The sequence below is a fragment of the Enterobacter cloacae complex sp. P6RS genome, from assembly GCF_014982245.1.
Classification (GTDB): Bacteria; Pseudomonadota; Gammaproteobacteria; order Enterobacterales; family Enterobacteriaceae; genus Enterobacter; species Enterobacter bugandensis.
Genome location: NZ_JADCLB010000012.1, coordinates 13837 through 27599 on the forward strand (window position 1 = coordinate 13837; position 13763 = coordinate 27599).

11 protein-coding genes are annotated in these 13763 nt (G+C 54.1%); all 11 read right to left on the reverse strand.

All coding sequences use genetic code 11. The features are described from left to right. Positions 1-10 precede the first annotated feature (10 nt). Positions 11-3493, reverse strand: coding sequence for a DNA polymerase III subunit alpha (gene dnaE, locus INF73_RS07030; RefSeq protein WP_041911187.1), 3483 nt, complete (start codon positions 3491-3493; stop codon positions 11-13). Positions 3494-3531: 38 nt separating this feature from the next. Continuing rightward, positions 3532-4128 carry a ribonuclease HII gene (rnhB, locus tag INF73_RS07035; protein WP_028015588.1) on the reverse strand — a complete coding sequence of 199 codons (597 nt, stop codon included), beginning with the start codon at positions 4126-4128 and terminating at the stop codon, positions 3532-3534. Then, on the reverse strand, positions 4125-5273 hold the full coding sequence (gene lpxB / locus INF73_RS07040) for a lipid-A-disaccharide synthase (protein ID WP_088204395.1): 1149 nt from the start codon (positions 5271-5273) through the stop codon (positions 4125-4127). Before lpxB ends, rnhB begins: the two co-directional genes overlap by 4 nt. After that, positions 5273-6061, reverse strand: coding sequence for an acyl-ACP--UDP-N-acetylglucosamine O-acyltransferase (gene lpxA / locus INF73_RS07045; protein ID WP_041911189.1), 789 nt, complete (start codon positions 6059-6061; stop codon positions 5273-5275). Before lpxA ends, lpxB begins: the two co-directional genes overlap by 1 nt. 3 nt (positions 6062-6064) lie before the next feature. Continuing rightward, a complete protein-coding gene (gene fabZ, locus INF73_RS07050; RefSeq protein ID WP_010426706.1) occupies positions 6065-6520 on the reverse strand; it encodes a 3-hydroxyacyl-ACP dehydratase FabZ in 456 nt (151 codons plus the stop codon). A gap of 102 nt (positions 6521-6622) precedes the next feature. Then, positions 6623-7648, reverse strand: a complete 1026-nt coding sequence (lpxD, locus tag INF73_RS07055; protein WP_041911190.1) for a UDP-3-O-(3-hydroxymyristoyl)glucosamine N-acyltransferase — start codon at positions 7646-7648, stop codon at positions 6623-6625. A 3-nt stretch (positions 7649-7651) separates the two neighbouring features. After that, the gene (gene skp, locus INF73_RS07060) at positions 7652-8146 is read right to left on the reverse strand and encodes a molecular chaperone Skp (protein ID WP_014882635.1); all 495 of its coding nucleotides are present in this window, start codon (positions 8144-8146) and stop codon (positions 7652-7654) included. 122 nt (positions 8147-8268) lie between these two features. Continuing rightward, entirely contained in the window at positions 8269-10686 is a 2418-nt protein-coding gene (bamA, locus tag INF73_RS07065; protein WP_028015584.1) for an outer membrane protein assembly factor BamA, read from the reverse strand. Positions 10687-10717: 31 nt separating this feature from the next. After that, positions 10718-12070 (reverse strand): sigma E protease regulator RseP, encoded by a 1353-nt coding sequence (gene rseP, locus INF73_RS07070; RefSeq protein ID WP_028015583.1) that lies wholly within the window; start codon positions 12068-12070, stop codon positions 10718-10720. Between the two features lie 11 nt (positions 12071-12081). Then, positions 12082-12939, reverse strand: coding sequence for a phosphatidate cytidylyltransferase (cdsA, locus tag INF73_RS07075; protein WP_041911193.1), 858 nt, complete (start codon positions 12937-12939; stop codon positions 12082-12084). Positions 12940-12951: 12 nt separating this feature from the next. Then, positions 12952-13710 carry a (2E,6E)-farnesyl-diphosphate-specific ditrans,polycis-undecaprenyl-diphosphate synthase gene (gene ispU / locus INF73_RS07080; RefSeq protein ID WP_028015581.1) on the reverse strand — a complete coding sequence of 253 codons (759 nt, stop codon included), beginning with the start codon at positions 13708-13710 and terminating at the stop codon, positions 12952-12954. Positions 13711-13763: the final 53 nt, after the last annotated feature.

A 13763-nucleotide genomic window follows, 5' to 3' on the forward strand; every position in this document is an offset into this window, starting at 1 on the left:
TATTCCTGTATTAGTCAAACTCCAGTTCCACCTGCTCCGAACCAATGAGGCCACGGAGATCGTTCAGTAAACGATCGCTCGGAGAGACACGCCACGTTGCACCAAAGCGCAACCGCGCACGTGCATCCGCCCTCTGATAGTAGAGATGTACTGGAATGGTCCCCGAGCGGTGGGGTTCCAGAGACTGACGGAGTCGGTTTAAAAGCTGGTCATCAATTTGCCTGTCCGTCAGCGAGATAGCAAGCCCGCGAGCATATTTTTCCCGGGCTTCGTCAATGTCCATCACTTCGCGGGCGGTCATTTTAAGCCCCCCGCTGAAGTCATCAAAGCTGACCTGTCCGCTGACGATAAGTATGCGGTCTTTTTCCAGCAATTGCTGGTATTTATCCAGCGCGTCGGTGAACAGCATCACCTCCAGACGCCCGGAACGGTCATCTAACGTACAGATGCCGATACGATTGCCGCGCTTGGTGACCATTACCCTTGCAGCAATCACGAGCCCCGCAGCCGTGGTGATCTTACCACGTTCTGTCGGATGCATGTCTTTGAGCCTGTGGCCGCCGACATAGCGCTCAATTTCTTTAAGATACTGGTTGATCGGGTGACCCGTCAGGTACAGACCTAACGTTTCCCGCTCTCCATCCAGCACCACCTGTTCTGGCCACGGCTGGCAGTTGGAATAGGACTGCTCGATCTGCTCTGGCTCTTCCGCCAGCACGCCGAACATATCCGCCTGTCCAATGGCTTCCGCTTTTGCATGCTGATCTGCAGCTTTAAGCGCATCGCCGAGCGAGTTCATCAGCGCGGCACGGTGTGGCCCCAGCCTGTCAAACGCGCCAGACATGATCAGTTTTTCCAGCACGCGGCGGTTCAGTTTTTTGGTATCGGTACGGGCGCACAGATCGAACAGCTCACGGAAGTAGCCGCCGTTATTACGCGCTTCGATGATCGCCTCGATCGGCCCCTCACCCACGCCTTTTATCGCGCCGATCCCGTAGACGATCTCCCCGTCATCGTTAACGTGGAAATGGTACAGACCCGAGTTAATATCCGGCGGCAGGATCTTCAGCCCCATGCGCCAGCACTCGTCCACCAGGCCAACCACCTTTTCAGTGTTGTCCATATCGGCGGTCATTACCGCCGCCATAAACTCAGCGGGATAGTGGGCCTTGAGCCACAGCGTTTGATACGAAACCAAAGCATAGGCGGCGGAGTGAGATTTGTTAAATCCGTACCCGGCGAATTTCTCCACCAGGTCGAAGATTTTCATCGCCAGTTCGCCATCGACGCCGTTTTTCTTCGCCCCATCTTCAAAGATGGAGCGCTGCTTGGCCATCTCTTCCGGCTTTTTCTTACCCATCGCACGACGCAGCATGTCCGCGCCGCCAAGGGTATAGCCGGAAAGCACCTGGGCGATCTGCATGACCTGTTCCTGATACAGGATGATGCCGTAGGTCGGCTCCAGCACCGGTTTCAGGCTTTCATGCTGCCACTGCACGTCCGGGTAGGAAATCTCTTCGCGCCCGTGTTTACGGTCGATAAAGTTATCCACCATCCCTGACTGCAGCGGGCCCGGACGGAACAGGGCCACCAGCGCGATCATATCTTCGAAGCAGTCGGGCTGCAGGCGTTTAATCAGATCTTTCATGCCGCGGGATTCAAGCTGGAAGACGGCTGTCGTCTCCGAGCGCTGCAGCATGTCGAAACTTTTCTTGTCATCCAGCGGGATGGCCGCAATATCCAGCGGCGGCTCGCCGTTCTTCTCGCGGCGGGCGTTGATCATCTCCAGCGCCCAGTTGATGATGGTCAGCGTGCGCAGGCCGAGGAAGTCGAACTTCACCAGCCCGGCGTATTCCACGTCGTTTTTATCGAACTGGGTGACCGGGTGCTGGCCCGCTTCGTCGCAGTAGAGCGGCGCAAAGTCGGTGATTTTGGTCGGGGCGATAACCACGCCCCCCGCATGCTTACCGGCGTTACGCGTCACGCCTTCCAGCTTGCGCGCCATGTCGATCAGCGCTTTTACCTCTTCATCAGCTTCGTAGATTTCCGGCAGCTGAGGTTCGGCTTCAAAGGCTTTTGCCAGCGTCATGCCCGGATCGGGCGGCACCAGCTTTGAAATACGATCGACAAAACCGTACGGGTGGCCCAGCACGCGGCCCACGTCGCGGATAACCGCTTTCGCCGCCATGGTACCGAAGGTAATGATCTGCGAAACCGCGTCACGACCGTACATATCGGCCACGTGCTCAATCACCTGGTCGCGTTTTTCCATGCAGAAGTCGACGTCGAAGTCGGGCATGGAAACACGTTCCGGGTTAAGGAAACGTTCGAACAGCAGGTCAAATTCCAGCGGATCGAGGTCGGTAATTTTCAGCGCATACGCCACCAGTGAGCCCGCACCCGAGCCACGGCCTGGACCTACCGGCACGCCGTTATCCTTCGACCACTGGATAAACTCCATTACAATCAGGAAGTAGCCCGGGAAGCCCATCTGGTTAATCACCTGGAGTTCAATATCCAGGCGTTCGTCATACTCCGGACGACGTTTTTTACGCTCTTCTTCATCCGGGAACAGGAATTCGAGACGCTCTTCCAGACCTTCTTTCGATTTCATGACCAGGAAATCTTCCGTGGTCATGTCCCCGGTCGGGAACTGCGGCAGGAAGTATTCGCCGAGGCGCACGGTCACGTTACAGCGCTTGGCAATCTCTACGCTGTTTTCCAGCGCTTCCGGAATGTCAGAGAAGAGCTCGCACATCTCCTCTTCGCTGCGCATATACTGCTGCGATGAGTAGTTCCGAGGACGCTTTGGATCGTCGAGAGTGAAGCCATCGTGGATAGCGACGCGAATTTCATGCGCGTCAAAATCGCCGGACTCCAGGAAACGCACGTCATTCGTTGCCACCACAGGCAAGCCGCGCTCTTCTGCCAGTGCGACAGCAGCGTGCAGATAGTTCTCTTCATCCTGGCGGCCGGTGCGAATCAGCTCCAGATAGTAACGATTCGGGAAGTACTCTTCATAGAACGAGACGCACTGATCCACCAGCGCGCTGTTACCGCGCAGCAGTGATTTACCGACATCGCCCATACGGCCGCCGGAGATCAGCAGCAGCCCTTCGTTCAGCTCAGCCAGCCATTCCCTGTCAATCCACGGACCCAGCGCCCCATAACCGCGCTGATAGGCTTTTGAGATAAGCAGAGTGAGGTTTTGGTAACCCGTATTGTTCATCGCCAACACGGAGATTTGCGTCAGTTCATCGCCGATGAGATCGCTCTGCACATGGAAATCCGCACCGACGATAGGCTTCATCCCCGCGCCATGCGCCGTCCCGTAGAACTTAACCAGGCCGCACAGGTTGGTAAAATCGGTGATCGCCAGCGCAGGCATGCCAAGCGAGGCCGCCTTTTTTACCAGCGGCCCGGTCTTTGCCAGCCCATCGATCATGGAGTAGTCGCTATGCACCCGCAGGTGTACGAAACGTGGTTCAGCCATCTTCAGATCCCGCGTTACTTAATTGCTTGCGTCTTGATTCAGGACACCAGTCCCAGCGCGCGCTTCACCGGGCCAAAGCTGCGCCGATGATGTTCAGTTGCGCCATGTTCAGCCAGCTTTTCCAGATGGAAAGCCGTTGGATATCCCTTATGCTGGGCGAAACCATACGCGGGATAAGTGAGGTCCAGCGCGGCCATTTCGGCGTCGCGCGTCACTTTGGCAATAATAGACGCTGCACTGATCTCTGCGACGCGGCTGTCGCCTTTAACGACGGCCATCGAAGGCATCGGCAGCGCCGGGCAACGGTTACCGTCGATCAGCACATATTCTGGCACAACCTTCAGGCCAGCAACGGCTCGCTGCATTGCCAGCATCGTGGCGTGCAGAATATTCAGATCGTCGATTTCATTCGGCTCTGCGCGCCCGACGCTCCAGGCCAGCGCCTTCTCTTTAATTTCATCGAACAGCGCCAGACGGCGCTTCTCACTGAGTTTTTTTGAGTCGTTCAGACCCATAATCGGGCGCGTTGGATCGAGGATCACCGCCGCGGTCACCACGGCACCGACCAACGGGCCGCGCCCGACTTCATCCACTCCGGCAACGAGGTGCGTGTGGGGATAAGTAAATTCCATCATTTTGCTAACTCCAGCACTGCATCAGCCGCCTGCTCATCAGCATTACAACGGATCTGCTGATGCAGTTCACGGAAAGTATCGTGCATCTGGTGGCTGGTCTTGCCGTTGGCCAGCAGCGGCAGCAGGGCATCCGCAAGCGCCTGCGGCTGGCACTCATCCTGCAACAGCTCTTTAACCAGCTCGCGCCCGGCAAGCAGGTTTGGCAGGGAGACATAATCCGTTTTCACCAGACGTTTTGCCAGCCAGAAGGTAAACGGCTTCATGCGATAACCGACCACCATCGGGCACTTCGCCAGCATACACTCCAGCGCCGCCGTACCGGAGGCCAGCAGCGCGGCATCGCTCGCATACATGGCTTCCCGCCCTTTCCCGTCGAGAAGACGAACGTGAAGATCCGGGGCAACGTCGGCTTTGATACGCTCAAACTGCTCGCGGCGTTTGGCATTCACCAGCGGCACGACCACTTCAAGATCGGGCCAGGTCTGGCGAAGAATCTGCGCGGTCTTCAGGAAATCAGCGCTCAGCATCTCGACCTCTGCGCCACGGCTGCCCGGCAGCAGCGCCAGACAGTGCACATCATGCGGGATGCCCAGCACGTCTCGCGCCGCGTTTTTATCCGGGTCCAGCGGCATCGCATCCGCCATGGTATGACCGATAAAACGGCACGGAACATTAAATCTGTCGTAAAACGCTTTTTCGAAAGGCAGGAAAGCCAGCACCAGATGGGTGGAGCGTCCGATTTTGAAAACGCGTTTCTGTCGCCACGCCCACACGGACGGACTGACATAATGAATGGTTTTGATGCCCTGCTTTTTCAGATTACCTTCGAGGGTAATGTTGAAATCAGGTGCATCGATACCGACAAACACATCGGGTTTGAGTTCGGTAAAGCGGCGGGTGAGATCGGCACGAATATGCAGCAGGCGTCGCAGGCGCCCCAGCACCTCGACGATGCCCATCACGGCCAGCTCTTCCATTTCATACCAGGCTTCACAGCCTTCGGCCTGCATCAGCGGGCCTGCCACGCCAACAAAGCGAGCATTGGGTACGCGCGCCTTAAGCGCCCGGATGAGACCTGCACCAAGAATATCGCCGGAGGTTTCTCCGGCGACCAGGGCTATCGTAAGCGGACGACTGTCGACCATTAACGAATCAGACCCCTCGTGGAACGGTCAAAGAACTCCATGAACGCGTTCACTTCAGGATGCTTATTCGCCAGCTCGGCAATTTCCGGCTTCGCCTCTTCCAGCGTTTTACCGCTACGGTACAGCAGCTTGTACGCGTTGCGGATAGCAGTAATCGCTTCGCGGCTAAAGCCACGACGCTTGAGGCCTTCGATGTTCACGCCAAACGGCGTGGCATGGTTGCCCTGCGCAATCACATACGGCGGGACGTCCTGCGCCACACCGGAGCATCCGCCGACCATCACGTGTGCACCAATGATGCAGAACTGATGGACTGCGGTCATGCCGCCAATAATTGCGAAGTCATCAACCGATACGTGTCCTGCCAGCGTTGCGTTGTTGGCAAGAATACAGCGATCGCCCACGGCACAGTCGTGCGCAATGTGCGCATTCACCATGAACAGGTTGTCGCTGCCCACCTTCGTCAACCCACCACCCTGCACTGTTCCACGATGAATGGTGACGCTTTCGCGAATACGGTTACGATCGCCAATTTCCAGACGGGTCGACTCACCAGCATATTTCAGATCCTGGTTAACTTCGCCGATGGAAGCGAACTGATAGATCTCGTTATTGCAGCCAATGGTCGTGTGACCATTCACGACAACGTGAGATTTCAGTACTGTACCCTCACCAATTTCGACATGGGGTCCAACAATACAGAACGGGCCAATGTGGACGTTTGCGCCAATAATGGCACCGGTTTCCACAATAGCGGTAGGATGAATAAAGGCGGATTTATCAATCACGTATCAGGACTCCCGGCTACGAGCACACATCATCGTCGCTTCGCAAACAACTTTGCCGTCAACCAGCGCTACGCCTTTGAAGCGAGTCAGGCCACGACGCGTTTTTTCAAAAGTGACTTCCATGATCATCTGATCACCAGGTACGACAGGGCGCTTAAAGCGCGCTTCATCAATACCTGCGAAGTAATACAGTTCACCCGGCTCCAGCTTACCGACGCTTTTAAACGCCAGAATACCGGTAGCCTGAGCCATCGCTTCCAGAATCAACACACCCGGGAAGATAGGCTTACCCGGGAAGTGTCCCTGGAAGAACGGCTCGTTCACGGAAACATTTTTCACTGCGCGCAGAAAACGACCTTCTTCAAAATCCAGCACACGGTCTACCAGCAAAAACGGGTAGCGGTGCGGCAGAAGTTCTAAAATCTCTTCAATATGCAGAGTATGAGTGTCAGTAGTCAAAATACTCTTCCTGTCAAAATGTACTGATAACAATAATAACACGGCCTGCCGGTTTATTAGAAAGCCGACAGGCCGGGAAAGATAGCGTTAAACGGGTGACGTTTAGTCTTGTTGATCGATCTTACGCTCAAGAGACTTGAGTCGCTTGCTCATATCATCAATGTTCATCACCAGAGCTGCTGTTTTACGCCATACCTTGTTGGGTTGCAGCGGAATACCGGAGGAATAGACGCCAGGTTCAGTGATAGGACGCATTACCATGCCCATGCCCGTCACCGTCACCTTGTCGCATATTTCCATATGACCATTAATCACGCTCGCGCCGCCAATCATGCAGTAACGACCAATTTTCAGGCTGCCCGCCATGATGACGCCCCCCGCAACCGCGGTATTGTCGCCAATCACAACGTTATGCGCAATCTGGCACTGGTTATCGATGATAACACCATTGCCAATGATCGTGTCGTCGAGTGCACCACGATCGATCGTGGTACAGGCTCCGATCTCCACGCGATCGCCAATAATAACGCGACCAAGCTGCGGGATCTTAACCCAGTTACCGCGATCGTTCGCGTAACCAAAGCCATCAGAACCAATCACGGTACTGGACTGGACGAGGCAATTTTCGCCGATTTCAACTTCATGATAAACGGACACATTGGCCCATAAACGGGTGCCAGCGCCGATTTTCGTATTTTTCCCAACGAAGCATCCGGGGCCAATGACGACGTTATCGCCCAGCTCAACGCCAGATTCAATAACCGCATTCGCGCCAACGGCCACGTTGTTACCCAGCTTAGCCGTCGGATCAATCGCTGCACTGGCAGCAATGTTCTGCGCCGGCTGCGGCGTGGTATCAAGAATTTGAGCCATGCGTGCATACGTCAGGTAGGGATTTTTCACTACCAGCGCGCTTCCAGTGGCAAAAGGAAGATCGTCCTGCGTCAGAACAACAGCTGACGCCTGGCATTGAGCCAGTTGTTCACGGTACTTAGGGCTTACCATGAAGGTAATCGTGCCAGCTTTAGCAGATTGCATGGACGCAACAGCGGTGATGACGATATCGCCATCACCGTGTAATTCTGCATCCAACTGCTGAGCTAAATCAGCCAGTCGAATTGAAGGCATTACTTATTTAACCTGTTTCAGAACATCAGCGGTGATGTCTTTAACATCGCTGCTGTTGAAAGCAACGGCGTTCGCATCAACAACCAGATCGATGCTCTGATCGGCAGCAACTGCTTTAACAGCAGTCTGAATGCGAGTCACCAGCTTGCCGCGCTCTTCGTTAGAACGACGCTGACGATCCTGCTCGAAAGCCTGCGCTTTCTGGGAGAAGGTCTGGCGCTGAGCCATAACGTCTTTTTCCAGTTTGCTGCGATCGCTTGCTTTCATGGTAGAACCATCACGCTGCAGACGCTGCATTTTGGACTGAAGATCGCCTTCCATACGCTGCAGTTCGCTCGCACGGCCTTTGAATTCGTTTTCCAGAGTCGCAGAAACACCTGTTTTCTGAGCGACCTGCTGGAACAAATTACCCATGTTGACGATTGCGATTTTGTCTGCTGCCTGAGCAGAAGTTGCCATCGCTAAACCGAGACCTGCAGCTAATAACCACTTTTTCACAATTAACTCCTTACCATCCCATTGGCACCAGAAGGTACCGTTCTTTGCGTGGCAAGGCGACCGTTTTACCGATCGCCGGTTGTCAGCGCTACACTGCCAACGCATTCCATTGCAGCGAATTATTACCAGGTTTTACCAATGTTAAACTGGAATTGCTCCGCTTTGTCTCCATCGTATTTCTTAAACGGCTGGGCGTAGGAGAAGACCAACGGCCCCAGCGGTGACATCCATTGTAATGCGATACCGGCAGACATGCGAATATTGCCCGGATCGCTATAGTCTGGAACGCCAGCCGCGCGCATCTGGGCAGTATTCTCCCAGTTGGTATCCCACACCGTACCCGCATCCCAGAAGAAGGACGTACGTACGGAGTTCGCGTATTTATCACTGATAAATGGCGTTGGGGTGATGAACTCCAGGCTGGCCACGGCCATGGCGTTACCGCCTACAGCATCATCAGAGCTACATACTTGTTTTGGATCACGGCTTGCGCAGTTATCTTCATCATTACCGCCGTAATAAACCGCTTTCGGACCAATGTTGTTAGACTGGAAGCCACGCACGGTGCTTGAACCACCCGCGTAGAAGTTCTCATAGAACGGCAACTCTTTACTGCCGATACCGTCACCATAGCCCCAACGGGTACGACCCAGCACCACCCACTTGTGATCGTCATCAATCGGGAAGTAGGACGCGGTATCCAGCGTCACCTTGTAGAACTCGTTATCGGAACCAGGAATGGTCACCTTACCGTTCAGGTTGACGCGAGAGCCTTCCGTTGGGAAGAAACCGCGGTCAAGACGGTTGTAGGTCCAGCCATAGTTGAAGGTGAAGTCATCTGCAGCAAAACCGTTGTCATCGCTGGAGGTACTCGCCGACTGGCCGATGGAATCCAGATAACGCCACATCGCCACCTGCGGCTGCATGTTGGACAGGTCGTTATGCACGTAACCTAAGCCCGCTCGCAGGGTGTTGTATTCGTTAACCGGGAAGCCAAGCGTTCCGTCCACACCGTAACTTTTGTTGGTGTAGGAAGACAGATCTGCATCATCCGCTTTAAAGTCGTTATAGAAGATACGACCGCCCAGGCTCACACCGTCAACGGTGAAGTATGGGTTGGTAACGGAGAACTCAGAGTAGGTCTGGTAGTCGTTTTTGGTACCGTTAATACCAACAGAGTAACCCGTACCCAGCCAGTTATCCTGCTGGACGCCTACCTGGAAACTCACGCCGCTTTCCGTGCCGTAGCCCACGCCGAAGTTAAAGCTACCGGTGTTACGCTCTTTCACTTTATAAACGACATCAACCTGATCCGGGCTGCCCGGTACACGCTGAGTTTCAGTATCTACGGTTTCAAAATAGCCCAGACGGTTCAGACGCTCTTTACCCTGGTCGACCAGGTCGCTGCCCAGCCACGCCCCTTCCATCTGACGCATTTCACGACGCAGAACGGAGTCTTTAGAGGTGTCATTACCGACGAAGCGGATCTTACGCACGTAGAAACGGTTACCCGCATCAACGTTAACGTGCAGCTTAACGGTTTTATCCGCATCGTTGATTTCCGGCTGAGTTTGTACGCGCGGATAGGCATAACCATAGCGGCCGAGCAGCTTCTTAATGCTGTCTTCCATTTTGGTGACTTTGGATCCGCTGTACAGATCGCCCGGCTGAATTTTGGTCAGCGATTCGATCTCAGCAGAATGCCCCGCCAGGTTACCACTCACTTCAACACCAGAAAGCTTGTACTGATCGCCTTCAGTGATGTTAACCGTAATGTAGATACCTTTCTTGTCCGGAGTCAGACTGACCTGAGTCGAGTCGATGTTGAAGCGGGCATAACCGCGATCCAGATAGTAGCTGCGCAGGGTTTCAAGGTCGCCCGCCAGCTTCTGTTTCTGGTATTTACGATCGCCAACCACGTTCCACCACGGCACTTCATCGCGCAGCTGGAAGGTCGAGATCAGTTCGTCGGTGCTGAACGCGTGGTTACCCACGATGTTGATCTGCTGGATCTTCGCAGAAACACCTTCCTGGAAGACCAGCTTCAGGTCAACACGGTTACGCGGGAGCGGAGTGACAACCGCTTTCACGCTGGCGCTGTATTTACCGACGCTGTAGTAGAAGTCTTCCAGACCTTTTTCAATGTCTGAAAGGGTTGTGCGGTCCAGAGATTCACCCACACGAACACCCGATGCTTCAAGGTTTTGCTTGAGCATGTCATCTTTCACCGACTTGTTGCCGGAGAAAGTGATACTGGCGATCGTTGGACGTTCTTTTACCTGTACCAGCAGCGTATCACCATCGCGCAGGACACGGACGTCCTCGAAGTTGCCGGTGGCAAACAGAGCACGGATGGTGTTACTGATATCTTCATCATTAACCGTATCGCCGGGGCGCACAGGCATACTGAGGAGGGCCGCACCAACGGCGACACGCTGAAGGCCTTCGAAATGAATATCTTTCACTACGAACCCGTCAGCACCGTATACGGTGGCGCTGCTAAACAGCAGCGACGCTATGAGCAACTTTTTCATCGCCATCGTTATTATGCGTTCTTCCTAACTAACTCTCTTACAACCGAGAGAAATCATTGAAAAGTGCAAGCCCCATTAACAGCACCAGCAAAATCGAGCCAATGCGATAACTAAAGTCTTGAACTCGCTCGGATACCGGCCCGCCTTTTAGCTTTTCAATCGCTAAAAACAGCAGATGACCCCCGTCTAAAACGGGAAGCGGGAACAGGTTGATAATCCCAAGGTTCACGCTAATAAGCGCGAGGAACATGAGATAGTAAATCACCCCGAACTCCGCTGACATCCCAGCCCCCTGAGCAATCGAGATTGGCCCACTGAGGTTGTTCAGTTTCACATCACCGGTTATCAATTTCCCCAACATGTTGACCGTCAGCTTCATCAGTTGCCATGTTTTATCCGTGGCTTCAAGAATGGCGCTAAACGGCCCATACTGGCGTATTGTCTTGTACTCATCTGGCAGCGGGATCACTTTTGGCACAACGCCTGCAAACCCTTCTGCCTTTTTGCCGACCGACTTCGTATCCGGGATCAGCGTCAGCGAAAGCGGACTGCCTTGCCTTTCAACTTCCAGCGCGAGGGACGTCCCCGGATTATCGCGCACCAGAGTAACAAAGGTCATCCACTCTGTTAATGTTTGACCATCGACTTTAACGATCCTGTCGCCAGCTTGCAAACCCGCTTTGCTCGCCGCCGAATTTGCCTGTACTTCGGCTAATACCGGCTCAATCTGCGCGCCGCGGGGACGAATGCCCAGCGCAGCGACGGGATCCTCTTTGTCTGGCTCGAAACGCCAGTGGCGTAAATCCAGTACTTTGTCCTGACGCGCGTCTGACCCAAACGGCGATACGCTGATAGTTGTCTGCGGATCGCCAATTTTGGCTACCAGCTGCAGTCGCACGGCATCCCAATCAGGGGTTTCGATGCCATCAATCGCTTTAAGTTCCATCCCGGAGGTAATTTGCGCACTCGCCGCGATGGAGTCAGGGGCAATATCCCCCACTACCGGACGCACGCCAGGGACGCCGATGATAAACACCAGCCAGTAAGCGAAAATCGCAAAGATGAAGTTGGCTACCGGTCCGGCAGCGATGATGGCGGCGCGTTGTCCAACGGTTTTGTTGTTAAACGCACTGTGTCGCAGTTCGGGAGCGACAGGCTCAACACGTTCGTCGAGCATTTTGACGTAGCCGCCAAGCGGGATAAGGGCGATGACAAATTCCGTGCCGTGACGGTCGGTGCGCGTCCAGAGTGATTTGCCAAAACCAATGGAGAATCGCTCTACCCGCACACCACAACGGCGAGCAACCCAGAAATGGCCAAATTCATGCACGGTAATCAGTACACCCAGTGCAACAATGAACGCCGCCAGATTCCAGAGAATGCTCAGCATAAAACCTTCCGTTAAATCGTCCCGAATACCAGTAAAAGCAGGCAAGCAAATACTGGAACAGCCGCTGTCAGGCTGTCAATGCGATCCAGTATACCGCCATGCCCTGGAATAAGATGTCCGCTGTCCTTAATCCCTGCTTCACGCTTAAACATACTTTCGGTTAAATCACCGAGCACTGAGGCAAGTGCAGCAAAAATCGAGCACACCAGCAGTATTGATGGTGCCACGGCCAGATCTGCCCAGACGCCATAGCCCCAGGAGATGATCGCTGCCGTAAACAAGCCGCCGATGAAGCCTTGCCAGGTTTTTCCCGGCGAAACTTTTGGTGCCAGCTTATGTTTGCCAAACAGTTTACCAAACATATAGGCCCCGGAGTCAGCCCCCCAGACGAGAATCATCACATAAAGCAGCCAGATCGCACCGCTGTAGTGATTTTCGTCATAGTGCCAGGCGCGCAGCGCGACCATGCCCCAGAAAAACGGAACAATGGTGAGCAAACCAAAAATCAGTCGCAGCACTTTTGAATGACGCCAGATTGCGGCCGAACCTGGATAAAAAAGCACCAGCAACAGCGCAACAACCCACCAGGCCAACGACATCCACAAGGAGCCGGCAACCAGCGGTTGATGAATATCATGGTGATATTCAGGCAACGTAAACAGCATTATGGCCAGGATAAAGCCACAGAGTACCGCAAGCCATACTCGCTGACTGCGCGAGGTAAAGCCGCTAAACTGTCCCCATTCCCACGCGGCAAGCATGCACACTACCAGCGTGACAATGGCGAATCCCACCGGGGGCAGTAAAAACAGCGCCGCAATGACAATGGGTATTAAAACAAAAGCGGAAATCAGGCGATACTTCAGCAAAAGCTACCCCCATCAGGCTTTGTCGCCACCTGGCTCGGTGCCGCCGAAACGACGCTCTCGATTGGCAAAGGCATGCAGCGCACCTTCAAAGTCTTGTTCATCAAAATCGGGCCAGAGAACATCTGTAAAGTAAAGTTCAGCATAGGCAATTTGCCATATCAGAAAGTTACTTATGCGATGTTCCCCCCCTGTCCTAATTACCAAATCCACAGGTGCCAGTTCATTCATGCAGATTTGCTTGCTCAGCGCCTCTTCATCAATCTGGTCGGGTCTCAACAGCCCTTCCTGAACCTGTTCGGCCAGATGCCGAACGCCCTGGATAATATCCCAGCGTCCACCGTAATTCGCCGCAACGTTGAGCGTCAGACCGGTATTATTTTCCGTCAGCGCTTCTGCTTTACGAATCCGCTCCTGCAAACGTGAGTTAAAACGACTGGTATCGCCAATGATGCGCAGGCGAACGTTGTGGCGGTGCAGGCTTTTTACTTCGCTGTCTAGCGCCCACACGAACAATTCCATCAACGCAGTCACTTCCTGCGGAGGTCGATTCCAGTTTTCACTGCTAAAAGCATAGAGCGTTAACGCATCAATGCCGTTATTGGCGGCAAAAGAGACGGCGCGGCGAACAGATTTCGCTCCCGCTTTATGCCCAAAGGCTCGTATTTTCCCTTGTCTTTTCGCCCAGCGCCCGTTGCCATCCATAATGATTGCTACATGACGGCAGCCATGAGCTGGCAAGTTTTCGCTTATTGGTTGATTCGCAGACAACATAACGCGTTTTTTGTCCCTGAAAGGATTTAACGGTACTCAGGAATACTTAAGCC